The following is a 23719-nucleotide window of genomic DNA, read 5'->3' on the forward strand; positions in this document are numbered from 1 at the left end:
CGCGGCCTCCGACCACGCTAACGCGGCGGCAGCACCCGGTCGTGGAGCACGCGCCGCAGCACGAAACTTGAATGCACACCGGAGACGCCCGCGATACGGGTGATGTGCTGCAACAGCAGGCGCTGATAGTCATCCATGTCGACCACGGCAATGCGCAGTTGATAATCGGCCTCCTGGCCGGTGATCAGTATGCATTCCTGGACTTCGGGCAGTTCGGCGACCCGCGCCTCGAAATGGGCGAAGCGTTCCGGCGTGTGTGCATCCATCGAGATCAGCAGCAGCGCGGTCAGCCCGTAGCCCAGCGCACGCGCGTCCACCAGCGCCCGATAGCCGGTAATCAGCCCGGCCGCCTCGAGCGCACGCACGCGGCGCAGGCACGGCGAGGGCGACAGATTGACCTGCTCGGCCAGCGCCTGATTGCTGATCCGTCCGTCCTGTTGGAGGATCTCGAGAATACGGCGATCGAAGCGGTCGAGGTCAATGGTGTTGCGTGTGTCGTTCATTGTCAGCAATTAAATACTATCAATCCGCACATTAATAGCAGAATAATTCCCTAAACGGCGATTATTGCCCTCAGAAGGCAATTTGCTGCCGACACCAAGCCGTTACAATAACGGCGATGCAATCCGATCGGATCTGCATCGACCTAAAGCCTGACAGGACAACACCATGACTCGTTTCGACCATCGCAAGTATCGCCCCGCCCCCAGGGTGACCGGTTTTGACCGCACCTGGCCCGATCGCGACCTCGAAAAGGCGCCGATCTGGGTCAGTGAGGATCTGCGCGACGGTAATCAGGCGCTGCTCGAACCGATGACGGTGGAGCAGAAGAAGCATCTCTGGCAGCTGCTGATCGAGGTCGGCATCAAGGAGATCATGGTCGGCTTTCCGTCGGCCAGTCAGCCCGACTACGACTTCGTGCGCTGGCTGATCGACGAAGACCGGATTCCCGACGATGTGACCATCGCCGCGCTCACCCAGTCCCGCGATCACCTGATCGATCGCACCTTCGAATCACTGGAGGGCGTGAACAAGGCCATCATCCATCTCTACAACTCGACCTCCACCGTGCAGCGCGAGCGGGTGTTCGAACTGGACCAGGACGGCATCATCGATATCGCCGTCGCCGGCGCCAAGCGGGTCAAGGCCAACGCCGACAAGCGCCCGGACGTGAACTGGCGGCTGGAGTATTCGCCGGAGAGCTTCTCGACGACCGAGCCCGAGTTCGCGGTACGTATCTGCGAGGCGGTGATGGATGTCTGGCAGCCCACGCCCGAGAACAGGATCATCTTCAATCTGCCGAATACGGTGGAGCTGGGCGGCCCGCATCATCACGCCGACCAGATCGAGTATTTCTGCCAGAACATCAAGGACCGCGAGTCGGTCATCGTGTCCGTGCATACGCATAACGACCGCGGTGGCGCGGTCGCGGCCGCCGAGCTGTGCATGCTGGCCGGTGCCGAGCGTGTGGAAGGTACGCTGCTGGGCAATGGCGAGCGCACCGGCAATATGGATATCGTGATCCTGGCGATGAATCTCTATGGCCAGGGCATCGATCCCGAGCTGGACCTGTCGAACCCGGACAAGATCATCCGGGTGGTGCACGAGTGCACCGGCATCGCCCTGCATCCGCGCCATCCCTGGGTGGGCGAGCTGGTATACACCGCGTTTTCCGGCAGCCACCAGGATGCGATCCGCAAGTCGCTGCGCAAGCAGGGGCCGGACGAACACTGGCAGGTCGCCTATCTGCCCATCGATCCGCGCGATATCGGCCGCGATTACCAGGCCGTGATCCGGGTGAACAGCCAGTCGGGCAAGGGCGGCATGGCGTTCCTGCTGGAGCGGGATTTCGGCATCAATCTGCCGCGCTGGATGATGCTCGCACTCGCCCCGCATGTGCAGGCGGAAAGCGAAAAGACCGCCGGCGAGCTGTCGAGCACGCAGATCCGCGATCTGCTGTTCGCCAACTTCGCGCGGCGGGCGCCGATTGCGCTGGTCGACTACGGGCTGAGCCGGGCCTCCGACGGCCAGTCGCTGGTGGTCACGCTGGAGCAGGACGGCGAGCAGTTCACCCTGGAAGGCCGCGGCAACGGCCCGCTGTCCGCGTTCATCAATGCCTGGCATGCACATTCGGGCGACGACGTCGCCGTGGTCGATTACAGCGAACACGCGTTGTCGATGGGCAGCGACGCCGATGCCATCGCCTTCGTGCAACTGCGCCACGGCACGGTGCGGATTCCGGCCGTCGCCGAGGACAGCGACACGGTGAGTGCGTCGCTGCAGGCCATCATCGGCGCGATCAATCTCTCGCGTGAGGCCGACGAGACCGGCCAGCGCGGCGGACTGACCGCGCTGGCCAGCTGAACCACGCCTTTCGGCGTTCCTAAGCCCCGCTATACGCGGGGTTTTTTATGTTTCACGGTTTTGTCTTAAAACTGTCATAGAGGCCGCCTAGACTTTCTCCTGCCAATTTACGAGGGGCGCGATGCGCGTCCGATCCAGGAGATTGCATGTACAAACGTCTACTCGCCGCCGCTGCCGCGGGTGCTCTTGTGCTCGGCAGTGCGGGCGCCATCGCCGCACAGTCGATCAACGGCGCCGGTGCCACCTTCCCGTACCCCGTCTATTCCAAGTGGGCCGACGCCTATCAGGACGACACCGATATCGGTCTCAACTATCAGGCCATCGGTTCGGGTGGCGGTATTCAGCAGATCAGCGCCCGTACCGTGACCTTCGGTGCCTCGGATGCGCCGCTCAAGCCGGAAGAACTCAAGAAGGATTCGCTGGTCCAGTGGCCGCAGATCACCGGCGGCGTGGTGCCGGTCGTAAACGTCGAGGGCGTCTCGAAGGGCGGGCTCAAGCTCGACGGCAAGACCCTCGCCGATATCTACCAAGGCAACATCACCAAGTGGAATGACAAGGCGATCGCCAAGCTCAATCCGGATGCGTCGCTGCCGAGCACCAACATCACCCCGGTCTATCGCGCCGAGGGCTCGGGCACCAACTTCCTGTTCACGCATTATCTAGCCCAGGTCAGCTCCGAGTTCAAGAGCAACGTCGGTGAAGGCAAGTCGGTGGCTTGGCCCAAGGGTGTGGGCGCCAAGGCCAATGCCGGCGTCGCCAAGCAGGTCGGCCAGATCAACGGCGCGATCGGCTATGTCGAATTCGCCTATGCGGTCGAGAACAAGCTCAACGTCGTCAGCATGAAGAACAAGAACGGCGAGTTCGTCGAGCCAAGTATCGACAGCTTCAAGGCGGCCGCTGGCAACGCCGACTGGAAGGACGCCGAGGGCATGTATCTGGTGCTCACCAATCAGCCGGGTGAAGGCAGCTGGCCGATCGTGGGTGCTTCTTTCATCCTCATGCACACCGATGTCCGCGATGCCGAAGCCGCCAAGCGCGCGCTCGACTTCTTCGACTGGGCCTACAAGAACGGCAACGACGCCGCAACCGAGCTCAACTACGTGCCGATTCCGTCGAACGTGGCGGACCTCGTACGCAAGCAGGTCTGGACCCAGATCAAGAGCAGCGACGGCAAGAGCGTCTGGAAGTAGAACCTCTACGCATTGCCCTGCCAGAACAGGCAGAACAGCCGCGGGCCTTTTGTGCCCGCGGCTTTTCCCGCCTCTGCCACGGGCGTGACTGACAAGAGCATACGACATGCAAGCTACCGGTAACCCGTCGCAGGCCCCGCTCGGCGCCGATGACCATCGGCTCAAGGCACTCGGGCGCAATCATCGGCTGGACCTGGCCTTCAAGGGCACGACGTTCTTCTTCGCCCTGCTGGTGCTGGGTACGCTGTTCGCGATCATGGCTTCGTTGTTGATCGCCGGCTACTCCACGTTCTCCGACCTCGGCCTGAGCTTCTTCACGCTCAACCGCTGGTCGGCCAATCAGGCAGTCTTCGGCGCACTGCCTGCGATCTACGGCACCGTGGTGTCGTCGGCGATCGCGATTCTCATCGCCACGCCGATCTCGCTCGGCATTGCCATCTTCCTGACCGAAAAATGTCCCTCCAGGCTGCGCCAGCCGCTGGCGACCACGGTGGAGCTGCTGGCCGGCGTGCCGTCGATCATCTATGGCATGTGGGGCGTGCAGGTGCTTGCGCCTTTCCTGCAGTCGCATTTTCCGCAGATTCTGCCGGCCGGCACCGGTCTGTTCACGGCGGGTCTGATCCTGGCGATCATGATCGTGCCGTTCATCACCTCGGTCACCCGCGACGTGCTCATGACCGTGCCCACGCATATCCGCGAGTCGGCCTACGGCGTGGGCTGCACGACCTGGGAAGTCGTGCGCTACATCATGCTGCCGTCGGTCAAGGGCGGCGTGGTCGGTGCCATCATTCTCGGCCTGGGCCGCGCCCTGGGCGAGACCATGGCGGTCACCTTCGTGATCGGCAACAACCTGTTCTTCGCGCCGACGCTGTTCGGCCAGGGCACCTCCATCGCGGCGCTGATCGCCAACCAGTTTCCCGAGGCCGACGGCGCCCAGCGCTCGGCGCTGCTCGCGCTCGGTCTCGTGCTGTTCATCATCACCTTCGCCGTGCTCGCGGTGGCCCGGGTGATGCTCAGTCGGATGGATCGACGTAATGCTTGAGCACGCTATTTACCGCACGCCGGTGGAGATCACCCATGTCTAGTCTTGCCGTGGCCGATATGGCGCTCTACCGCCGCCGGCGCTGGGTCAACAGCATCGTGGTATTCGCCTGCACCGGCGCGACCCTGGTCGGCGTCAGCTGGCTGGCACTGATCGTGGCCGAGTTGCTGATCCAGGGCGTGCCGGGGCTGTCGCTGTCGACGTTCAGCGAGCGTACCCGCATGTCGGGCGGTGGTCTGGGCAACGCCATTGTCGGCAGTCTGATGATGACCGCGGCCGGTACCGTGATCGGTACTATTGTCGGCGTCGCCGCTGGCACCTGGCTGGCCGAGTACGGGCGTGACGGCAGGCTCGCCAGCATCATTCGCTTCATCAGCGATATTCTGCTGTCGGCGCCGTCGATCATCGTCGGCCTGTTCATCTACGCGATCATGGTGCAGCCGCTGGGTCATTTCTCCGGCTGGGCCGGCGGCGTGGCCCTGGCCATCATCCTGCTGCCGGTGGTGGTGCGTACCACCGAGGATCAGCTGGGCCTGGTGCCGCAAAATCTGCGCGAGGCGGCGTCGGCGCTGGGCGCCCACCGCTGGCTGATCGTCACCAAGGTCTGCTACAGCGGCGCGCGCGTCGGGATCATCACCGGCGTGCTGCTGGGCTGCGCGCGCATCAGCGGCGAGACCGCGCCGCTGATCTTCACGTCGCTGAACTCCAATCAGTGGACCACCAACATGAATGACGTCATGGCCAACCTGCCGATGACGATCTACCAGAACATGACCATCAACTCCTTCATCCCCGATCTCGTGCAGCTGGCCTGGACCGGCGGGCTGCTGCTGACGATCGCCATTCTCCTGCTCAATATCATCGCGCGCTTCGCTGCGCGCTGAGAACCCGACCGGTTCGAGCCCATCGCTCAAAGGATCATCGCTATGAGTATTACCCGCGCCGCCGACATGACCGGCATGACCGTCGAAGCCCGTCAGACCCGAGACGAGGTCGCCTCCAAGATCGAGGTCGACGCGCTGAACTTCTACTACGACGATTTCCATGCGCTGAAGAACATCACGCTGGCGGTGCCGAATCGTCAGACCACGGCCTTCATCGGCCCTTCGGGCTGTGGCAAGTCGACCCTGCTGCGCTGCTTCAACCGGATCCACAACCTGTATCCCGGTCAGCGCACCGAGGGCACCATCCGCATGGACGGCTACGACATCACCGATCGCAAGGTCGATCCCAACCTGCTGCGCTCCCGGGTCGGCATGGTGTTTCAGAAACCGACGCCGTTTCCGATGAGTGTCTACGACAACATCGCCTTCGGGGTGAAGCTCTACGAGCGCCTGTCCAAGTCCGAAATGGACGAGCGTGTCGAATGGGCGCTCAAGCGCAGCTCGCTCTGGGGCGAGGTCAAGGACAAGCTCAAGCAGAACGGCCAGTCGTTGTCGGGTGGCCAGCAGCAGCGCCTGTGCATCGCCCGCACCATTGCGGTCAAGCCGGAAGTGATCCTGCTCGACGAGCCCACCTCCGCGCTGGACCCGATCTCCACCGGTGCCATCGAGGAGCTGTTCACCGAGCTCAAGAAGGACTACACCCTGCTGATCGTGACCCACAACATGCAGCAGGCCGCGCGCATATCCGATCTCACCGTGTTCATGTATCTGGGCGAGATGATCGAAAGTGGTGACACCGACACCATGTTCACGAATCCGCGCAAGAAGCGCACCGAGGACTATATCAACGGCCGCTACGGCTAGCGTCCCGCACGGTGTCAGGTTAAAGGTCTCGGCGCTTTTCTGCGTTCGGCGGCGTTGCGGCGTCTCGCCATGGCTATGGCCATGACGCGTTGCGGCGTCTTGCCTGGTACAAGCAATCGCGCGAACTGACGTGTCCGAATGTTGTGATCCATTCAAGGCAAAGGATCGCAGCGAGGGTGAGGCGGCGCTATGCTGACGGGCTGTTTGTAGAACCGGACCGTCATGCCTGATTTCATTCGTGTTCAGCTCATCGAGGACGGCATCGCGCAGATCACGCTCGATCGCCCGGCCGTACTCAACGCCATGCATGCGCCCATGCGTGACGAACTCATCGCTGGTCTGGCGCGGCTCGATGCCGATGCCGACGTGCGCGCCATCGTGGTCACCGGCGCCGGCCCGCGGGCCTTCTCGGCCGGCCAGGATCTGGAAGAAGCGGTCGCCTTCGAGGGTGAGGCCGTCGCCGCGTGGACACGCCACCACGGCGCGTTGCTGGCCAGCCTGCGTGCGCTCGACACGCCGCTGGTCGCGGCACTCAACGGTGTCGCCACCGGCGTGGGTTTTCAGCTGGCGCTGCTCGCCGACTGGCGTGTCGGCTATCCCGAACTGCGGCTCGGCCAGCCGGAGGTCAAGGTTGGACTGGCCAGCATCTATGGTTCCTGGCTGATGTCCCTTCACCTGGGTCATGCCAGCAACGTGGCAATGTCGCTGACCGGCGATCTCATCGATGGTGTCCAGGGGCAGGCACTCGGTCTGCTCAACGACATGGTGGATCGGGACGCGGTGCTGGATACCGCGCTGACGGCTGCGCGACGCTTCGCTGCGTTGCCGGCCACGCCGATACGCTTGACCAAGGCGCGTTTTCGCGAGCAGTCCCAGGCCGGGTTCGACGCCACCTGCGAGGCGGCGGTACGGGCCCAGAACGAAGCCTATGCCAGCGGCGAGCCGCAGCGGCTGATGCAGGCATTCATCGATGCGCGCCGCGCCGGCAAGCGCCGGGGCTGATCAACGCTTGAAGACCGCCGCCGGCGTATCGCCCTCAAGCGCCGCGATCAGATTGTCCACCGCGAGATCGGCCATGGCAGCGCGGGTCTCGAACGTCGCCGAGCCGATATGCGGCAGGGCGACGACGTTGTCGCGCGAGGCCAGCGGATGGTTGCCATCGATCGGTTCGTCGCGAAATACGTCGAGGCCGGCCGCCCGAATATCGCCGTTGTCGAGTGCCGCGACCAGCGCGGCTTCGTCGACCACGCCGCCGCGCGCGATATTGATGAAGATCGCGCTGTGCTTCATGCGCGCGAACGCGGCGGCGTCGAACAGGTTTTCGGTCGCGGCAGACAGCGGCACGGTCGCGCAGACGAAATCGCTGTGTTCGAGCAGCGCGTCGAACGTCACGTACTCGGCGCCCAGTTCGGCTTCCAGCGCCGGTGCGCGCGAACGGTTGTGATAGCTCACCGACATGCCGAAGCCGAAGTGCGCGCGGCGTGCAATGGCCGCGCCGATACGGCCCATGCCGACGATACCCAGCCGCTTGTGATGCACGTCGACGCCGTATTCGGCCGGGCCGACGGGGGCGCGCCATTCCCCGGCGCGCACCCGATTGGCCAGTTCTACCGCGCGCCGGGCGCTGGTCAGCATCAGCGTGAACGCAGTATCGGCGGTGGTTTCGGTCAGCACGTCGGGCGTGTGGCAGAGGGTGATGCCGTGCGTGCTCAGGTAATCGACGTCGTAGTTATCCACGCCCACCGAGATGCTGGAGACGGCTTCCAGCGCCTGCGCCCGGGCCAGCTGCTGCGCGCTCCAGGCCATGCGCACCCCGATCAGGCCGTGGGCCTGGGCGAGGGCGGCCGCGAAATCGGGGTTGTCGGCTCCGGCGTCGCGATCGCTGAAATCGTGGACGACATAGCGCTGCGCCAGCCGCCCTTTTTGGGCGCCGGAGAGGCCGTCGCTGAAAATGAGGACGTGTTTTTGCATCGGAGTTACAGCTTTCAGCGTTTGAGGTTGGTGCCGGTCACCGGGGCCGCATCGTTGCCCCAGCTGCCGCGGATGTAGGTGATCACGGCGGCGAGTTCGCGGTCGTCGAAATCGTAGAACGGGGGCATGCCGTGCGGGCGCGGATTGCCGCGGGTGGCCGCCGCGAAGCCACCCGAACGGATCATGTTGGCGACGTTGACGGGATTGTCCATGGTCACGGCGCGATTGCCGGCGAGCGCCGGCGCTTCGTCGCTGCCTTCGCCGCGGTCGCCGTGACATTCGGCGCAATGATCGGCGTAGATATCGCGGCCCATGTTCATGGCGTCCTGGCGGCCGTTCTCGGTCAGCCGGATCAGGCGCAGAGGGGAGGCGATCGTCTGGACCGGAATCGACTTCAGATAAGTCGCCATCGCGAGTGCGTCGTCGTCGTGCAGGTATTGCAGGCTGTCGAACACCACGTCCGCCATCGGCCCCATCATGGTGGCCCGTTCGCTCTTGCCGGCGGTGAGAAAATCCGCGCCCGCGTCGATGGGCCACTGCTGCAGTCCGGCCTGGGCGGGATCGGCCAGCGGCGGCGCATACCAGCCGTGGATCATCGCACCCGGTGCATCGTCGGCGTCGTCCAGCGCGCCGAGTCGGCCGCGTGCCCGATGGCATTCGTTGCAATGACCCAGCCCCTCGACCAGATAGCGGCCGCGGGTCCAGGTTGTGCTCTGCTGCGGCTTGTCGGGCAGCGCGCCCGGCTCGAAATACAGCCATTGCCAGACATTGACCAGCGAGCGCAGTCGATAGGGAAAGCCGAGATCGTGATCGGCGTTGTTCTGCGCGACGGCCGGCACGCTTTGCAGATAGGCGTGGATGGCGTCGACGTCGTCGCGCGAGACATGGGTGAAGCTGGGGTAGGGGCAGGCGGGATACAGCGGCGCGCCGTCCGCGCGCTGGCCGTCGTGCAGCGCATGCCAGAAGTCCTGTTTCGACCAGTCGCCGATGCCGGTGGTGCGATCCGGGGTGATATTGGGGGTGATGAAGGTGCCGTAGGGGCTCGCCAGATGCAGTCCGCCGGCGAAATCGGCGCCGCCCGGGGCGGTGTGACAGCCGGCGCAGTTGCCGACCCGGGTCAGATACGCACCGCGGCTGACCGTTGCCGGGTCCTCGGCGGCCTGGGCGCGCAGGGCAATCAGACCGGTACCGATCAGACCGGCGACAAGAGCCAGGGCGAAACGCATGGAGGGTCTCAAGATTCGGGCGCGGGCACGCTGCCGCATTGCATGGGCGGATCGTCGACGGCCACCGCCGCCGGGCGGGTATCGACGGGTATCGGATGCGCGGCCAGCCAGCCGGCCACCGCTTCTACGTCGCGGCCTTTCAGGCGGGATGCGATCTTCGCCATGCAGTCGGGCGCCGCGGCATGCCGGGTACCGACCTGCCAGGCGCCCAGCTGGGCCATGATGTAGTGGCGCGGCAGGCCCACCAGCCCCGGCGTATTTGGCTGTACACCGGTCAGGCGTTCGCCGTGGCAGGCGGCACAGGCGGGAATATCGGCATCGGGGTCGCCGTCGCGGACCAGCTGTTCGCCGCGCCGGGCGAGATCGGGCGTCGGTTTCGCGGCGGGCGCCGGATAGGGCGTGTGCTGGTCGCCGAAATAATGCGCGATCTCGTAGAGATAGGCGTGCGACAGATGCTTCACCATATGATTCATGCTGGTGTTGCGGCGCCGATATGCCTGGTAGTTGACCAGCTGGTTGTACAGATAGCCGGCCGGCTTGCCGTGGATGCGCGGCACATAGCCGTCCTCGAGTTCGATGCCCTGGGCGCCGTGGCAGGCGCTACAGGCCTCGACCCGGTTCTTCATGTCGTCGCCACTGCCGTGTGCCGCCGCCGCGGTGCCTGAAAGCAGCAGAATCACGGCCAGCCGGCGTGTAGCGCTGGACATGCGCATCCCCTGATTGATGACGGTGCGCCGTAGCGCCGACGTTGGAACGGGCATTGGCCCGGGCCGGTGGCAACCGAAAACGTTTATCATAACACGTTTGGCCGCAGCGTTCATGATGCCTGCGCGGATTGCAGGCATGACACGAAGAGCGCGACCACGGATACCGCGCCGGTGCACGGCCGCGGTGAGTCAATGGGGGAATCAGCGAGTGGCATCATCTTCATCTTCGTCCGACGACGACACGTTGCGTCTGTTTGAACGCCCGATCCACGTGCGTTCGTTCATCATGACCGCGATTCTCGTGCTGCTGGTGTTCTATACGCTCTATTTCGCCCGCTTCATCTGTATCCCGGTGGCGCTGGCGCTGATCTTCAACCTGCTGCTGGGGCCGCTGGTCACGCGCATGCAGCGCTGGCACATACCACGCTCGATCAGCGCGGTGCTGATCATCGGCAGTGTAGCGGCCCTCCTGGGTTACGGGATCTATTCGCTGATGGGGCCGGCGCAGTACTGGATCAATCGGGCGCCGGAGGCATTCTCGGCCTTCAACGAGCAGACCCACGATCTGCAGGCGCAGATCAAGGACATGAACAAGTCCACCGAGGAGGTCAAGGAAGCGGCCGCCGACATGATCGGCAAGGCGTCCAAGCAGAACACCATTCAGATCAACAACAAGGGGCTGCGCCAACGCATCATGGAGAACGTCCAGTGGACGGCCGGTATCCTGTTCATGACGCTGATCATGCTCTATTTCATGCTCTGCAGCCGGGGCTTCGTGTTCCGCAAGCTGCTGGTGATGACCCGCAGCGGCCGCAGCCGGGCCAACGCGGTGCGCATCGTGCGCCATCTGCAGAGCGATATCAGCCATTATCTGCTCACCGTCACCGTCATCAACACCCTGCTCGGGGCAAGCGCGGCGGCGGTGCTGTGGATGCTCGGCATGTCGGATCCGATCCTCTGGGGCGTGATTGTCGGGGTGCTCAATTTCGCACCCTATGCGGGTGCCGCGATATCGCTGGCCGCGATCACCCTCGCGTCATTCGCCACCTTCGATACGCTGGCCCACGTCGCGGCCGCGCCCGCCGCCGTATTTGCGCTCAACGTGATCGAGGGCAATATCGTCACCCCGTCGGTTCACGGGCGGCGCTTCGAGATGAGCCCCCTCATGGTGTTCTTCGCGCTGTTCTTCTGGGGTTGGCTCTGGGGTGTGGCGGGCATGCTCATGGCGGTGCCGCTGCTGGTGGTGTTCAAGGTCACCTTCGACCATATCGAGGAACTGCGGCCGCTGGGCCGACTGCTGGGTCGCTGATCGGCGCGGCCGCTGCCGGTCAGACCCGCAGGAACACGAAATAGAGCAGGAACAGCACGGCAAGCGCGTACATCAGCGGATGGATATCGCGCCCCCGGCGCGCGGCCACCATGCTCACCGGATAGACGATGAAGCCCAGCGCAATGCCGGTGGCGATCGAGTAGGTCAGGGGCATCAGCAGAACGGTCAGAAACGCCGGCACCGCGACCTCGAAATGATGCCAGTCGATATGCCGCAGCGAGCCGGCCATGAGCACGCCGACCACGATCAGCGCCGGCGCGGTCACCGCCTGGGTGACCACGGCCAGCAGCGGCGAGAAGAACAGGGCGAGCAGGAACAGCACGCCGACCACGACCGCGGTGAAGCCGCTGCGCCCGCCCGCGGCCACGCCCGAGGCGGATTCGATATAGGCCGTGGTCGACGAGGTGCCGATCAGGCCGCTGACGGTGGTGGCGAGAGCGTCCGCGAACAGTGCCCGGCCCGCGCGGGGCAGCTTGTTGTCCTTGATCAGTCCGGCCTGTCGGGCCACCGCCATGAGCGTGCCGGCGGAGTCGAAGAAATCCACGAACAGCATGGTCGCCACCACCACCAGCATATGCGGCGTGAACACGTCCGGCAGACGGCTGATGGCCGCGCCCGCGACCGGGCCGACGTCGGGCACCCGCCCCAGAATATGCTCGGGCAGGCCCACCAGCCCGGTCGCCATGCCGACAATGGCGGTAGCGACCATGCCCAGAAAGATCGCGCTGGTCACGCCGGTGGTCATCAGGATGACGGTCACCACAAGCCCGAAGATCGCCAGCAGCGTATGCGGGTCGGTCAGCGGCGCCAGGCCGACCAGCAGGGCATCGTCATTGACGATGATGCCGGCGCTGGTCAGGCCGATGAAGGCGATGAACAGGCCCACGCCGGCAGCGACCGCGTGCTTGAGATCGGCCGGGATCGCATCGATGATCTTCTCGCGCAGGCTCGACAGCGACAGCGCCATGAAGATCACGCCCGACACGAAGGTGCCGGCGAGCGCGGTCTGCCAGTCGATGCCCATGCCCAGCACCACCGAGAATGCAAAGAATGCGTTCAGGCCCATGCCGGGCGCCTGGGCGATGGGGAACCGGGCCAGCAGACCCATGACCAGCGAGCCGAAGGCGGCCGCCAGGGCGGTGGCGGTGAACACGGCGTCGCGCGGCATGCCCAGGCCGCCGGCGTCCGGCACCGAGGCCAGCGACAGCACCGCCGGATTCACGAACAGGATATAGGCCATCGACAGAAAGGTCGTCAGGCCGGCCACGCACTCGGTGCGGAAGTTGGTATTGAGCGTGTCGAAATCGAAATAGCGGGCGATGGCGTTCAAGGCAGTCGGTCCGTCGGTGTGCGCGGTAGCCGCGGAGGATACAAAAACCGTGCCTTTCGCGCAGGGATCAGCCCGTGGTGATCTTTGCGAGGAACGCCACGAGCGGCGGATTGACCGCATCGGGGTGGGTCAGATTGGCGGCGTGGCCCGCGCCTTCGATGACCACCAGCTCCGACTGCGTCAGCCGTGCGGCCATATCCTGTGCGCGCTCCAGAGTGATCGCGCGATCGGCCTCGCCGTGGATCACCAGCGCCGGCACGTCGATCTCGCCCAGGCGATCGCTGACGTCGTCGCGGGTATCGAGCGCGTTGTAGAGGAAATACACGTTGTCGGCGGTGAACTGGCGCCATTTGGCCTTCCAGGCGTCGGTGTCGGCAAAGCCCTCGCCGAGAATGCGCAGCGCAGTGTTGTCGGCCATGGCGTCGGTGAGGCCGTGTTCGCGCCACGCGGCCAGGGTTTTCTGATGGGTATCGATGCGTTCGGCCGGCTCCGGCCGGGCCTGCGTGTCGATGAGCACCAGCGCCCGGATCTTGTCGGGGTAGGTCAGGGCCGCGCGCAGCGACAGATAGCCCCCCTGCGACATGCCGACCCAGACCGCCGAATCCACGCCCAGTGCCTCGAGCAGCCCGGCGGCGTCGGCGGCCGAGTCGTAGTAGGAGAATTCGGCCATGGCCGCGCCGGTGGCGCCGTGGCCGCGCTCGTCCCAGGCGATACAGCGATAGTCGGCGCGCAGGCGCTCGATCTGCGGCGCGAACATCTCGTGGTCCATATGCAGGCCGTGCGAGAACAGCAGGACGGGCTTGTCGCCGCCGCTGTCGGTATAGAACAGGCGCTGGCCGTTGACGTCGATATGGGGCACGTGAATTCCTTGGTGTTGCGCGGAAGGGTGGTTCAGGCCTTGGCTTTGGGCTTGCTGCGCCGGCGCTCCATCTGTCGTGCCAGACGGCTGCTACGGGCCACGTCCGAGAGCGTGAGCACGCCCTGGACCTCGCGCGGATGGGTCATGCTGCCATCCTTGGTCACCAACGCCACCTCGCAGTTGGCCGCGCGCAGCCGGCCGACGATATCGAAGATCATGTCGTCGGCGCCGACCACGATGTACTCGGTTTCCATATGCTCGTCGGCCCAGCTGCGGATCCCGCCGCGCCGGGTCAGGCGGTAGTGGCGGCGCGACGAGAAGATCGCCTGGATATTCTGCTCGACGTCCATCACCAGCACATTCGGCGTCTGCCGGCCGAAGCGGCGGAAACGCCGGCGAATCTCGGCCATGCCGCGGGTGCTGCCCACCCGCACCACGCGTGGGTCGTAGAAATCCGATGCCTTGCGCAGCATGAACAGATTGGTTTCCAGCGACGCCGGCACCGGATGATTGCGCTGCGTCAGCTTGAAGGTATAGATCGTGTCGAGCATGAAGAACTGGCGCACGCCGTAGGCGATCGACACGATGATGATCATCGGAATGATCACGTGATAGTCGCGCGTCATCTCGAAGATGATGACGATGGCGGTGAGCGCAGCACCCGTGGAACTGGCGACCACGGCGGCCATGCCGAGCACGGCCATGGTCGCCACATCCAGTTGGAACCAGGGCGCCAGATGCTGCATGCCGACCGCAAAGGCCCCGCCCAGGGTCGCGCCCAGATACAGTGCCGGCGAGAACACGCCGCCGGAGGCGCCCGAGCCGAGCGTGAGCGAGGTGGCCAGCAGCTTGGCCGCGAACAGCAACAGCAGCAGCCAGGGCGCGGTCAGCGTGTTCTCCAGAATATCCTGGATGGTGGCGTAGCCCACGCCCTCGATGTAGTAGTGACCGGCGTAATAGACGAAGGCATACATGAGCACGCCGACCAGGCCCATGCCGATCACGTGGCGGATATAGTCGTTGCCGGGCATACGCTCGAAGGCGGCCTCGAACAGATAGATGCTGCGGGTGAACCCCAGCGCGGCCAGGCCCATGACCACGCCGAACACGGCATACACCAGCAGCAGCTCCGGCGAGCTGACGTCGAGCGCGTTGTTGGCCAGCGCCGGAATATCGAACGACGGCGTGTTGCCGAAGATCATGCGGCCCACGAAGGCAGCGGCGCCGGTCGCCAGAGCCACCGGGATCAGCGTGCGCCCGCTGGTTTCCGGCAGGATGATCTCGATAGCGAACAACAGCCCGCCCAGCGGCGCGTTGAAGGTGGCGGCGATGCCGGAGGCCGCGCCCGCGGCGATCAGCGTGTTGCGCTGCCATTCGCGCAGCAGGGTCAACTGGCCGACCGTCGAGCCGAGCGCCGAGCCGATCTGGATGATCGGGCCCTCGCGCCCGACCGCGCCGCCGGTCGCGATCGAGATCGACGAGGCCAGCGCCTTGGTCGCCGCCACGCTCGGCCGGATGATGCCGCTTTTGTAGTAGATTGCGTCGATCACTTCGGGGACGCCGTGGCCCTTGGCTTCCGGGGCGAAGTTCTTGACCAGGAAGGTCACAGCGACCGCGCCGAGCATGGGGATCAGGATGATCCACGGGCCGAGCGGGCTGGCGGCGGTATGCAGATTGGCGTCGTAGACGAAGGAGAAATCGCCGAAGAAGGCGAGATTGTGGAAAAGCGAGATCAGGCCGCGAAAGAGTGCCGCACCGTAACCCGAGGCAATGCCCACGCCGATGGCGAGCAGGCTGAGTAACAGGCTGGAACGTTCGATGGTGCGCGCCCGGGCCACGAAAATCCTTCTTTGACGGGACGCCCCCGGCGTGGCGACGTGTACAGGCGAGATTGCAGTCCGCGTCAGGCTTCGGGTGGCGTCGTGAGCAGCGGCTCGGCCCAGAACAGGCGTGTCCGCTTATGTAGCTGGAGTATACAGTAGATCGGCCCATATTTCTAAAATATGACGCCTGTCTGACTCACCGGACGTGCTCGCAACGCAGTGCGCGAACGGGCGGGCATGCGCCGACCGACACAGGAGATCACGCAATGGACCAGGACACCGCTGCCGGGATTCGCGTCGAACGAGAGGGGCCGGTGACCACTGTGATCATCGATCGCGCCGGCCGCCGCAATGCTGTCGACGGGCCCATGGCCGACGCGTTGCGGGCCGCCTTCGAGGCGTTCGAAAACGACGCCGATCAGCAGGTGGCCGTGCTCTGGGGCGCGGGCGGTACGTTCTGCGCCGGCGCCGATCTGTCAGCGCTCGACGACCCCGGGCGCGCGCATCGCGTCAGCCCGGACGGCAGCGGGCCGGGACCGATGGGGCCGACGCGCCTGCAACTGAGCAAGCCGGTGATCGCCGCCGTCTCCGGCCACGCGGTCGCCGGTGGCCTCGAACTCGCGCTGTGGTGCGACCTGCGTGTCGCCGAAACGTCGGCCATTTTCGGCGTCTACTGCCGTCGCTGGGGTGTGCCGCTGATCGACGGCGGCACGGTGCGCCTGCCGCGCGTGGTCGGCCAGGGCCGCGCCCTGGACATGATCCTCACCGGGCGCGGCGTAGGCGCCGACGAGGCACTCGCCATGGGTCTGGCCAGCCGTGTGGTCGCCGACGGGCAGGCGCTCACCGCGGCGCAGTCGCTGGCCGCCGACATCGCGGCTTTCCCGCCGCACTGCATGCGCGCCGATCGTGCGTCCGCGTATGCACAGTGGGATAAGCCGCTGGCCGGTGCGCTGCGGCAGGAGGGCGCGCAGGCGGCCGATCTGCTGGCGCGAGAAGGGCGCGCGGGCGCCGCGCGCTTCGTAGCCGGCGCGGGACGGCACGGTCGGTTCGACCCGGCCGACAGCCAATCATGAGTCGGCGGCAGCGCGGCCGCGCCCGGTCTTGCTACGCTGATCGACCATGAGCGATTCCAGCCCACAACAGGACTGGCGCAGCCGGTTGCTGGCGCCCGCGGTGAAATGGCTGGGTGCGGATTCGCGCCCGCTGGGCATGCCGCGCAACGATTTTGCCCGTCTGTGCGAGCACCTGCGCCCGGCGGATATCGTGCTCGTCGAAGGTCGGACGCGTATCTCGGGCGTGATCCAGAGCGTCACCCTGAGCGCGTGGACCCACGCGGCGCTGTGCGTGGGCCGGCTGGCCGACCTCGAGGAGAGCGAGGCGACACGCCGCCTGCGCGCCGAGGGCGTGACCGACGCGACCTCGATTCTGCTCGAAGCCGAACTCGGACGCGGCGTGCATCTGTCGCCGGTGACCCGCTACGCGCGCGAACATCTGCGCCTGTGTCGGCCGCGCGAACTGAGCGCGACGGACGCGCAAGCCGTGGTGGCGTACGCGCTCGCACGCCTGGGCACGCCCTACAATCTGCGTCAGATCGGCGACCTGCTGCGGTTCTTCTTTCCCTACGGTCTGTTGCCGCGGCGGTGGCGCTCGACGCTGTTCGAGGCCGGCCACAGCGACATGGCGCGCACCATCTGCTCCACGCTCATTGCACGAGGCTTCGCCAGTGTGCGTTACCCGATTCTGCCAACCATCCATCGCGGTGCGGATGGCGATATGGTCTTTCATCGACGCGATGCGCGTCTGATCACGCCGCGCGACTTCGATCACTCGCCTTATTTCGACGTCATCAAGTATCCGTTTTTCGGCGACGACGTGGCCCGCTATCGCGAACTGGAGTGGGACGACGACACCCGGCCCTGAGCGTGGCGCGGTGCCGCCGGCCGTTGTTATTTCTTGAACATGTGGGTGGCGTGGGTGACCGCGCCGCCGGCACGGATAGCGGCTGTGACGACCGCTGTCTCGGCCAGCTCCTCATCGCTTGCGCCGGCCTTTCGCGCCGCGTCGGTATGCAGCTCGATGCAATAGGCGCATTGCGTGGTCAGGGCGGTCGCCAGCGCCAGCAGCTGCTTGGTCTTGCCATCGATAGCGCCGTCGGCGAAGGCGGCCTTGTCGAAGGCCCAGAATGCGTCCATTCCGTCCTTCGCACTGCTGTTGAGGACGTCGAGCTTGTTGAGGTTCTTCATGTCATGCATGGCGCATACCTTCCTTCGATCGTTTTTCGGGATTGAATCTCGCGGTTTTTCGAGACTGCGCCGGGCAACGATTGCTGTCAATTCAATTGCGCCCGTCCACGCGCAGCAAGTCATTGAACGCCGTCCGGCAAGCGCTTCAGTCGCGTGGCTCGGCGCGACTGACGAGGAACAGGGCGACGATACAAAGCCCGCCGGTCACAGCGATTGCCAGGGGCCGGTAATCGATATGCCACCAGACCATGCCGGCACTGCCCGCGATCATGGCCAGGGCAATGATCTTGGTGCGGCGCGAGATGGCGCGTTCGTGCTCCCAATGGGCCAGCGCCGGCCCGGCATAGCGATTGGCGCGGATCCAGCGGGCGAAGCGCGGCGACCCGCGCGAGGCCAGCGCCACCGCGGCGAGCATGAACGGCGTGGTCGGCAGCAACGGCAGAAATACGCCGAGCACCCCGAGCACGAACAGCAGCGCAGCCGCGGCCACGAAAAAACGCTGCAACAGGGTCGGACGCGCGCTCATCCCATCCTCGGAGCGGCAGCAGATTCCAATAGCGGGAGCGATCGCATGGCCAGATGCTACGCGTCGCCCGTCGTGCCTGTCATGGGCGCGCACGAGTGCGACCGCGGCGGCGTGCGCTGCGTATACTCGATCATGGTATTCGCAGGTCAGAGATGATGGTGCACAGACGTAACGCACAAAAACTCAAGCCAGGCGCCGAGATCAAGCTCGATGGCCGGGGCCGCAAGGCACATACGCCGGTACGCATACCGTTGAAAGGGTGGCGGGACGTGTTCATGCGCGTCTTTCATGCCTTCGGCGACAACAATCTCTCCATCATCGCCGCGGGCGTGTCGTTCTACGGACTGCTGGCGATCTTTCCCGGCATTGCCGCCTTCGTCGCCCTCTACGGGCTGTTCCAGGACCCGGCCGAGGTCGTGGCCCAGATGCAGCAGCTCAACGGTATCGTCCCCGGCGACGTCATCAGCACCGTCACCGACCAGATGACCCAGGTCGCCGGGCGTCCGCAGGCCACCCTCGGCTTCGCAGCCCTGTTCACCCTGGTACTGGCGCTATGGAGTGCGCGCAAGGGCACGAACGCGCTGATGGTGGCGCTCAACGTCGTCTATGCCGAGCGTGAGACCCGCAATTTCCTGATCAAGATCCTGGTATCGCTGGCGCTGACGCTCGCGATCATTGCCGGTCTGATCGCGGTGGCGTTGCTTGCCGCCGGCGTGCCGCTGGTGCTGGCCGCACTCAACTTTCCGGACTGGGCGGTGGCCGTGGGTCGCGGTCTCGGCCTGGGTGCGTCGGCGTTCGTGCTGATGCTCGGGATCGCCGGCCTGTATCGCTACGCGCCCAATCGCCGCCCGCCCAAATGGCGCTGGGTGATGATCGGCGCGACCATGGTCACCATCTTCTGGATTCTCGGCTCGCTCGGTTTTTCGGTCTATGTCGCCTTCTCCGGTTCCTATTCGGCCACCTACGGCTCGCTGGGTGCGGTCGTGGTGGTGCTGACCTGGCTGTACATCACCATTCTGATCATGCTGGTCGGCGGTGAGCTCAACGCCCAGCTGGAATACCAGACCACCGAGGACACGACCGTCAGCAGGCGCCGGCCGATGGGCGAGCGCGGCGCGTTCGTTGCCGACAACGTGGCCCGGCGCGCCGAAGAAATCGATTTCGAAAAGGATGAGACGCCCGAATGATTCTTGCCACCACCCGCTGCGAAGATCTGCGCATCCACAGTACTGAAACGCCCGGCGAACATATCCATCTTCGCAAGAAATATGCCGGCGAGACGCCGGCATCGCCGGGCAAGGCGATCTTGTTCGTGCACGGCGCGACCTATCCAGGGGCGATGTTCGACGTGGCGGGTTCGAGCTGGCTGGATCACGCCGTGGCCGACGGCTATGCCGCCTATGCGCTGGATGTGCGCGGTTATGGCGCCTCGACCCGGCCGGCCGCCCTCGATGCGCCGCCGCGCGATAACAAACCGTTCGCCCGCGCCGAGTCCGCGGTTGCCGATATCACCGATTGCGTGGCCACTATTCGCGAGCGCACTGGCGTCGAGACCATCGATATCGTCGGTTGGTCCTGGGGCACCATGACCAGCGGCATGTATGCCGCCTCGCAGCCCGGCAGCATCAACCGGCTCGTCCTGTTTGCGCCGGTCTATTGCTGCCACCGCGCCGATCGGATCGCGGGGCTGGCCGACCGCGATGACCCGTCGCAACTGCGCATGCTCGGCGCCTACCGCACCGAGAACATCGATGACGCCAGCACGCGCTGGAACAGCGAGATCACGGCCGCCGACCCGGACGACTGGCGCGATCCGGCGATTCTCGAGGCCTGGTTCACCGCGATGCTGAAAAACGAACCGGGCGACGCCGTGCGCGCACCCAACGGCGTGCTCGTGGATTTGTGGGAAGCCTTCAACGAACGGCCCCGCTACGATGCCGGCGCCATCAAGGTGCCGACGCTGGTCATCCGCGGCAGCGCCGACGCCACCGCCATCCGTGCGGACGGGCTGACCCTGTTCGATGCGCTGGGCAGCGAACACAAGCAGTACGTCGAAATCGCGCACACGACCCATTTCGCGCTGCTGGAACGGCGTGCGCCGCAGTTGTTCGAAAGCGTCAGCCGCTTCCTGTCCGGCTCGCAAAAATGACCAGCGCGGGGCCGTGATCCTGGTCCCGCGATCTCTCTGGCGTTTACAGGCAAGCTCAAGGCGAGCGACTGCCCGCAGAACCGTATCGTTCGGAACCGGGTCAGGCCAGGCTCTTTGGCCTGCCCGGCAACAATGAGGGCCAGGTATCCGAACTTTATCCGGGCGTGGCGCCCGTCGCGCGGACGACATCGATCAGCGAGCCCTGGGCTTGGGTGTCGACGGGCTAGCGATGGCCAAAATCCGTTGTCGAACGCCGAGCGGTCCGGCCAGGTAGATATTTCGTCGCGCGTCGAAGCATCCCGGGCCGTTGCAGGGCTAAGCTGTCTTCGCACACGAGGTGAACGCATGTCTTACGACCTCAACATTTCGGCGGTAGCGGCATTGATTGCGGAGCCGGCCAGGGCGGCCATGCTGGCGGCGCTACTCGACGGCCGGGCACTGCCGGCGGGTGAACTGGCCTATGCGTGCGGCGTGACGCCACAGACCGCGAGCGCGCATCTGGCGAAGCTTCTGCATGGCAATCTCGTGGCGGTGGAAACCGAAGGCCGGCATCGCTATTACCGACTGGCGAGCGCCGATGTGGCCGAAGCGATGGAGCGCCTCGGTGCGATCCGGCGCGAGCAGCCGGGGCGCCGCAAGCCGCTCGGCAGGGCCGCCCGCCAGTTGCAGTGGGCGCGTTGCTGCTACAACCATCTGGCCGGGCAACTCGGAATCGACGTGGCGCATCGCCTTGAAGTGGGCCGGTTCATCGTGCCTGCCGCCAACAAGCAGTACGACATCACGAGCGCCGGCGCCGACTGGTTCGCTGGCATCGGGCTGGATGTCTGTAGTCTGAAACCCACGCGCCGCGGCGTGGCGCGGCAATGTCTGGACTGGACCGAGCGCCGCCATCACCTGGCCGGCCCGCTGGGCGTGGAGTTGCTGAACGTGCTGTGCAGCAACGATTGGCTGCGGCGAAGCCGTGATTCGCGCGCGGTGCGCGTGACGGCGCTGGGCCGCCGCGAACTCAAGCGGCGGCTCGGCGTGGAGATGCCCCGAGATCCGGGCAACGCACAGGCCACGACATGAGTGACGAACATCCGCTGCGCGATGAGCAGAATGGGCGGGCCGCCACGCTGGCCGCTCTGCATCGTGGCCCGCGTATTCTCGTGCTCCCCAACGCCTGGGACGTGGCCAGCGCGCGGATATTCGAAGCGCAAGGCTTTGCCGCCCTCGGTACCACCAGCGCCGGGCTGGCCTGGGCGCTGGGCTCGGCCGACGGCGAGTCGCTGGGGCGCACCGACATGATCGAAGCCACCCGCCGTATCTGTGCTGGCGTATCGCTGCCGGTGACCGCGGATATCGAGTCGGGTTACGGCGACGACGCCGACGCGGTGGGCGAAACGGTCAGACGGGTGATCGCCGCCGGTGCGGTCGGTATCAATCTCGAAGACGGCACCGGCGATCCCGATCGTCCGCTACGGGATATCGCCGGGCAGGTCGATTGCATCCGCGCGGCGCGCAAGGCTGCCGTCGCCGCGGGTATTGCGCTGGTGATCAACGCGAGAACCGACGTCTACTGGTCAGGCGTCGGTGCGGCAGGCGAGCGTCTCGCGCTGACCGTGTCCAGAACCAACGCGTTTCGTGAAGCCGGTGCGGACTGTGTATTCGTTCCGGGCGTCGGCGATGCGGATGTGATCCGAACGCTCGTGCAGCAGATCGATGGGCCGCTCAACGTGCTTGCCGGGCCGGGTGTGCCGGCGGTGTCGGCGCTCGAAGAACTCGGCGTGGCGCGGGTCAGCGTCGGCTCGGGGCCGGTACGCGCCGCACTCGGGCTGACCCGGCGTCTCGCGCGCGAATTACGGACAACCGGTTGTTACGATGGCTTCACCGACGCCGCGATGCCCTATGCCGACATCAACGACTTGATGGCTAGACGAAAATCGCCTTGAGAATGAAATAGAACACCGCGGTGAACAGCGCCGCCCCCGGCAGGGTGAGCAGCCAGCCGGCGAACACGCCGCCGAGCACGTTCAGGTTCAGCGCGCGCAGACCGCGGGCCATGCCCACGCCGAGCACCGCGCCCACCAGCGTCTGGGTGGTGGACACGGGAATGCCGAACCAGGTGGCCAGCACCACCGTACTGGCCGCCGACAGCTCGGCGGAGAAGCCACGCGTGGGCGTGAGTTCGGTGATCCCGGCGCCGATGGTGCGGATGACGCGGTGCCCGTAGGTCGCCAGGCCCACCACAATGCCGGCACCGCCGAGCACCAACACCCACCCGGCCAGCTGTGATTCGGTGCCAATCTGGTCGGGATGGCTGATCACGTTGACCACCGCGGCCACCGGCCCGATCGCGTTGGCGACATCGTTGGAGCCGTGGGCGAAGGCCATGGTCGCGGCGGTAAATATCTGGGCATAGCCGAATACGCGCTCGACGTTGCGATAGCGATCGGTGAGCCGTGCTTCCGGGCTGAGATCGATACGCCGCAACAGCAGTGCCGCGATGCCGGCCGCCACCAGCCCGAGCACGATGGCGATCAGTACGCTGGTGCCGGTCGACAGATCGAGGCCGATATGCGACAGGCCCTTGATCAGCGTGACCAGGCCGATTACCAGCGCGGCCAGAAATACGTAGAACGGTACGTAACGCCGCGCGCCTTCGGCTGGGTTCGGGTGGTTGAAGATCAGCCGCCGGATCGATTCGAACAGCAGGAAGGCGATCACGCCGGCGATGATCGGCGACACGATCCAGCTGAGCACGATCTTGCCGATCGCGCCCCAGTTGACCGGGTCGCTGCCCAGCGATACCAGCGCAAAGCCGAGGATGCCGCCGATGATCGACTGCCCGGTCGACACCGGCATGCCGCGCAGCGACGCCACCATCAGGAATACGCCGGCCCCGAGCAGAGCCGAGAGCATGCCGATCACCAGCAGTTCCGGCTGTGCCGCGAACAGTTCCGGATGGATCAGGCCCTTGCTGATCGTCTGGGTCACCTGTCCGCCGGCCAGCCAGGCGCCGAGGAACTCGAAGATGCCGGCGATGATCACCGCCTGCCAGATGGTGATCGCACCCGAGCCGACCGAGGTGCCCATGGCGTTGGCGACGTCGTTGGCGCCGATACCCCAGGCCATGAAGAAGCCGAAGATGCACGCCAGAATCAGAAAGACATCCGCGTGCTGCGCAATGATCGACATGAAGTTCCTTGCTTTGGGTCCGGGCTACGGCGCA

General features: G+C 65.5%; 23 protein-coding genes. 13 read left to right on the forward strand and 10 right to left on the reverse strand.

Annotated elements, in window-relative coordinates; genetic code table 11:
• Window positions 1–17 precede the first annotated feature (17 nt).
• Window positions 18–482 (reverse strand): Lrp/AsnC family transcriptional regulator, encoded by a 465-nt coding sequence (locus ACFOSU_RS08515; protein WP_449329139.1) that lies wholly within the window; start codon window positions 480–482, stop codon window positions 18–20.
• A 187-nt stretch (window positions 483–669) separates the two neighbouring features.
• Here ACFOSU_RS08515 and ACFOSU_RS08520 point away from each other — a divergent pair, with 187 nt between their 5' ends.
• From ACFOSU_RS08520 to ACFOSU_RS08545, 6 genes are all read left to right on the forward strand, one after another.
• Window positions 670–2364 carry a 2-isopropylmalate synthase gene (locus tag ACFOSU_RS08520; protein WP_380688441.1) on the forward strand — a complete coding sequence of 565 codons (1695 nt, stop codon included), beginning with the start codon at window positions 670–672 and terminating at the stop codon, window positions 2362–2364.
• Between the two features lie 146 nt (window positions 2365–2510).
• Complete coding sequence (gene pstS / locus ACFOSU_RS08525; RefSeq protein WP_380688443.1) at window positions 2511–3554, forward strand: phosphate ABC transporter substrate-binding protein PstS; 1044 nt, start codon at window positions 2511–2513, stop codon at window positions 3552–3554.
• A gap of 106 nt (window positions 3555–3660) precedes the next feature.
• The gene (pstC, locus tag ACFOSU_RS08530) at window positions 3661–4596 is read left to right on the forward strand and encodes a phosphate ABC transporter permease subunit PstC (RefSeq protein ID WP_380688445.1); all 936 of its coding nucleotides are present in this window, start codon (window positions 3661–3663) and stop codon (window positions 4594–4596) included.
• A gap of 35 nt (window positions 4597–4631) precedes the next feature.
• The gene (gene pstA / locus ACFOSU_RS08535; RefSeq protein ID WP_380688447.1) at window positions 4632–5480 is read left to right on the forward strand and encodes a phosphate ABC transporter permease PstA; all 849 of its coding nucleotides are present in this window, start codon (window positions 4632–4634) and stop codon (window positions 5478–5480) included.
• Window positions 5481–5555: 75 nt separating this feature from the next.
• Window positions 5556–6344, forward strand: coding sequence for a phosphate ABC transporter ATP-binding protein PstB (gene pstB / locus ACFOSU_RS08540; RefSeq protein WP_380689219.1), 789 nt, complete (start codon window positions 5556–5558; stop codon window positions 6342–6344).
• A gap of 222 nt (window positions 6345–6566) precedes the next feature.
• Window positions 6567–7346 carry an enoyl-CoA hydratase/isomerase family protein gene (locus ACFOSU_RS08545; RefSeq protein ID WP_380688448.1) on the forward strand — a complete coding sequence of 260 codons (780 nt, stop codon included), beginning with the start codon at window positions 6567–6569 and terminating at the stop codon, window positions 7344–7346.
• Here the strand turns inward: ACFOSU_RS08545 and ACFOSU_RS08550 are convergent, their stop codons facing one another.
• The 3 genes from ACFOSU_RS08550 to ACFOSU_RS08560 are packed head-to-tail and all read right to left on the reverse strand — an operon-like array spanning window position 7347 to window position 10248.
• Window positions 7347–8315: a 2-hydroxyacid dehydrogenase gene (locus ACFOSU_RS08550; protein WP_380688450.1), complete on the reverse strand. Its 969-nt coding sequence runs from the start codon at window positions 8313–8315 to the stop codon at window positions 7347–7349.
• A 14-nt stretch (window positions 8316–8329) separates the two neighbouring features.
• A complete protein-coding gene (locus tag ACFOSU_RS08555) occupies window positions 8330–9541 on the reverse strand; it encodes a c-type cytochrome (RefSeq protein WP_380688452.1) in 1212 nt (403 codons plus the stop codon).
• Window positions 9542–9549: 8 nt separating this feature from the next.
• Window positions 9550–10248, reverse strand: coding sequence for a c-type cytochrome (locus ACFOSU_RS08560; RefSeq protein WP_380688454.1), 699 nt, complete (start codon window positions 10246–10248; stop codon window positions 9550–9552).
• A 208-nt stretch (window positions 10249–10456) separates the two neighbouring features.
• Here ACFOSU_RS08560 and ACFOSU_RS08565 point away from each other — a divergent pair, with 208 nt between their 5' ends.
• On the forward strand, window positions 10457–11557 hold the full coding sequence (locus tag ACFOSU_RS08565) for an AI-2E family transporter (RefSeq protein ID WP_380688456.1): 1101 nt from the start codon (window positions 10457–10459) through the stop codon (window positions 11555–11557).
• Window positions 11558–11576: 19 nt separating this feature from the next.
• Here the strand turns inward: ACFOSU_RS08565 and ACFOSU_RS08570 are convergent, their stop codons facing one another.
• The 3 genes from ACFOSU_RS08570 to ACFOSU_RS08580 all read right to left on the reverse strand — a co-directional run bounded on the left by ACFOSU_RS08570 (window position 11577) and on the right by ACFOSU_RS08580 (window position 15605).
• The gene (locus ACFOSU_RS08570; RefSeq protein WP_380689221.1) at window positions 11577–12899 is read right to left on the reverse strand and encodes an NCS2 family permease; all 1323 of its coding nucleotides are present in this window, start codon (window positions 12897–12899) and stop codon (window positions 11577–11579) included.
• Window positions 12900–12975: 76 nt separating this feature from the next.
• Window positions 12976–13767 (reverse strand): alpha/beta fold hydrolase, encoded by a 792-nt coding sequence (locus tag ACFOSU_RS08575; RefSeq protein ID WP_380688458.1) that lies wholly within the window; start codon window positions 13765–13767, stop codon window positions 12976–12978.
• A 32-nt stretch (window positions 13768–13799) separates the two neighbouring features.
• Window positions 13800–15605, reverse strand: coding sequence for a chloride channel protein (locus ACFOSU_RS08580; RefSeq protein WP_380688460.1), 1806 nt, complete (start codon window positions 15603–15605; stop codon window positions 13800–13802).
• A 251-nt stretch (window positions 15606–15856) separates the two neighbouring features.
• Here ACFOSU_RS08580 and ACFOSU_RS08585 point away from each other — a divergent pair, with 251 nt between their 5' ends.
• Window positions 15857–16663, forward strand: a complete 807-nt coding sequence (locus ACFOSU_RS08585) for a crotonase/enoyl-CoA hydratase family protein (protein ID WP_380688462.1) — start codon at window positions 15857–15859, stop codon at window positions 16661–16663.
• Between the two features lie 46 nt (window positions 16664–16709).
• On the forward strand, window positions 16710–17510 hold the full coding sequence (locus tag ACFOSU_RS08590) for a YiiX/YebB-like N1pC/P60 family cysteine hydrolase (protein ID WP_380688464.1): 801 nt from the start codon (window positions 16710–16712) through the stop codon (window positions 17508–17510).
• 26 nt (window positions 17511–17536) lie between these two features.
• On the opposite strand, the gene ACFOSU_RS08595 is transcribed toward ACFOSU_RS08590, so the two are convergent.
• Both ACFOSU_RS08595 and ACFOSU_RS08600 read right to left on the reverse strand, forming a co-directional pair.
• Entirely contained in the window at window positions 17537–17842 is a 306-nt protein-coding gene (locus ACFOSU_RS08595; RefSeq protein WP_380688466.1) for a carboxymuconolactone decarboxylase family protein, read from the reverse strand.
• 136 nt (window positions 17843–17978) lie between these two features.
• Window positions 17979–18359 carry a YbaN family protein gene (locus tag ACFOSU_RS08600; protein WP_380688468.1) on the reverse strand — a complete coding sequence of 127 codons (381 nt, stop codon included), beginning with the start codon at window positions 18357–18359 and terminating at the stop codon, window positions 17979–17981.
• A 158-nt stretch (window positions 18360–18517) separates the two neighbouring features.
• Here ACFOSU_RS08600 and ACFOSU_RS08605 point away from each other — a divergent pair, with 158 nt between their 5' ends.
• The 4 genes from ACFOSU_RS08605 to ACFOSU_RS08620 all read left to right on the forward strand — a co-directional run bounded on the left by ACFOSU_RS08605 (window position 18518) and on the right by ACFOSU_RS08620 (window position 22439).
• On the forward strand, window positions 18518–19546 hold the full coding sequence (locus ACFOSU_RS08605) for a YihY/virulence factor BrkB family protein (protein ID WP_380688470.1): 1029 nt from the start codon (window positions 18518–18520) through the stop codon (window positions 19544–19546).
• The gene (locus ACFOSU_RS08610; RefSeq protein ID WP_380688472.1) at window positions 19543–20508 is read left to right on the forward strand and encodes an alpha/beta hydrolase; all 966 of its coding nucleotides are present in this window, start codon (window positions 19543–19545) and stop codon (window positions 20506–20508) included. The genes ACFOSU_RS08605 and ACFOSU_RS08610 overlap by 4 nt, the downstream gene beginning before the upstream one ends.
• A gap of 345 nt (window positions 20509–20853) precedes the next feature.
• Window positions 20854–21576 carry an ArsR/SmtB family transcription factor gene (locus tag ACFOSU_RS08615; RefSeq protein WP_380688474.1) on the forward strand — a complete coding sequence of 241 codons (723 nt, stop codon included), beginning with the start codon at window positions 20854–20856 and terminating at the stop codon, window positions 21574–21576.
• On the forward strand, window positions 21573–22439 hold the full coding sequence (locus ACFOSU_RS08620) for an isocitrate lyase/PEP mutase family protein (RefSeq protein ID WP_380688476.1): 867 nt from the start codon (window positions 21573–21575) through the stop codon (window positions 22437–22439). Before ACFOSU_RS08615 ends, ACFOSU_RS08620 begins: the two co-directional genes overlap by 4 nt.
• On the opposite strand, the gene ACFOSU_RS08625 is transcribed toward ACFOSU_RS08620, so the two are convergent.
• The gene (locus ACFOSU_RS08625; protein ID WP_380688478.1) at window positions 22420–23685 is read right to left on the reverse strand and encodes an inorganic phosphate transporter; all 1266 of its coding nucleotides are present in this window, start codon (window positions 23683–23685) and stop codon (window positions 22420–22422) included. The genes ACFOSU_RS08620 and ACFOSU_RS08625 overlap by 20 nt on opposite strands.
• Between the last annotated feature and the right edge of the window lie 34 nt (window positions 23686–23719).

Source organism: Salinisphaera aquimarina (assembly GCF_042643355.1).
Lineage (GTDB): Bacteria > Pseudomonadota > Gammaproteobacteria > Nevskiales > Salinisphaeraceae > Salinisphaera > Salinisphaera aquimarina.

What these genes read in the sequence shown, in the direction of transcription:
- ACFOSU_RS08520 (WP_380688441.1), top strand. Translation starts at nt 670, where the DNA reads ATGACTCGTTTCGACCATCGCAAGTATCGCCCCGCCCCCAGGGTGACC.
- pstS (WP_380688443.1), top strand. Translation starts at nt 2,511, where the DNA reads ATGTACAAACGTCTACTCGCCGCCGCTGCCGCGGGTGCTCTTGTGCTC.
- pstC (WP_380688445.1), top strand. Translation starts at nt 3,661, where the DNA reads ATGCAAGCTACCGGTAACCCGTCGCAGGCCCCGCTCGGCGCCGATGAC.
- pstA (WP_380688447.1), top strand. Translation starts at nt 4,632, where the DNA reads ATGTCTAGTCTTGCCGTGGCCGATATGGCGCTCTACCGCCGCCGGCGC.
- pstB (WP_380689219.1), top strand. Translation starts at nt 5,556, where the DNA reads ATGACCGTCGAAGCCCGTCAGACCCGAGACGAGGTCGCCTCCAAGATC.
- ACFOSU_RS08545 (WP_380688448.1), top strand. Translation starts at nt 6,567, where the DNA reads ATGCCTGATTTCATTCGTGTTCAGCTCATCGAGGACGGCATCGCGCAG.
- ACFOSU_RS08550 (WP_380688450.1), bottom strand. Translation starts at nt 8,315, where the DNA reads ATGCAAAAACACGTCCTCATTTTCAGCGACGGCCTCTCCGGCGCCCAA.
- ACFOSU_RS08555 (WP_380688452.1), bottom strand. Translation starts at nt 9,541, where the DNA reads ATGCGTTTCGCCCTGGCTCTTGTCGCCGGTCTGATCGGTACCGGTCTG.
- ACFOSU_RS08560 (WP_380688454.1), bottom strand. Translation starts at nt 10,248, where the DNA reads ATGTCCAGCGCTACACGCCGGCTGGCCGTGATTCTGCTGCTTTCAGGC.
- ACFOSU_RS08585 (WP_380688462.1), top strand. Translation starts at nt 15,857, where the DNA reads ATGGACCAGGACACCGCTGCCGGGATTCGCGTCGAACGAGAGGGGCCG.
- ACFOSU_RS08590 (WP_380688464.1), top strand. Translation starts at nt 16,710, where the DNA reads ATGAGCGATTCCAGCCCACAACAGGACTGGCGCAGCCGGTTGCTGGCG.
- ACFOSU_RS08595 (WP_380688466.1), bottom strand. Translation starts at nt 17,842, where the DNA reads ATGCATGACATGAAGAACCTCAACAAGCTCGACGTCCTCAACAGCAGT.
- ACFOSU_RS08600 (WP_380688468.1), bottom strand. Translation starts at nt 18,359, where the DNA reads ATGAGCGCGCGTCCGACCCTGTTGCAGCGTTTTTTCGTGGCCGCGGCT.
- ACFOSU_RS08610 (WP_380688472.1), top strand. Translation starts at nt 19,543, where the DNA reads ATGATTCTTGCCACCACCCGCTGCGAAGATCTGCGCATCCACAGTACT.
- ACFOSU_RS08615 (WP_380688474.1), top strand. Translation starts at nt 20,854, where the DNA reads ATGTCTTACGACCTCAACATTTCGGCGGTAGCGGCATTGATTGCGGAG.
- ACFOSU_RS08620 (WP_380688476.1), top strand. Translation starts at nt 21,573, where the DNA reads ATGAGTGACGAACATCCGCTGCGCGATGAGCAGAATGGGCGGGCCGCC.
- ACFOSU_RS08625 (WP_380688478.1), bottom strand. Translation starts at nt 23,685, where the DNA reads ATGTCGATCATTGCGCAGCACGCGGATGTCTTTCTGATTCTGGCGTGC.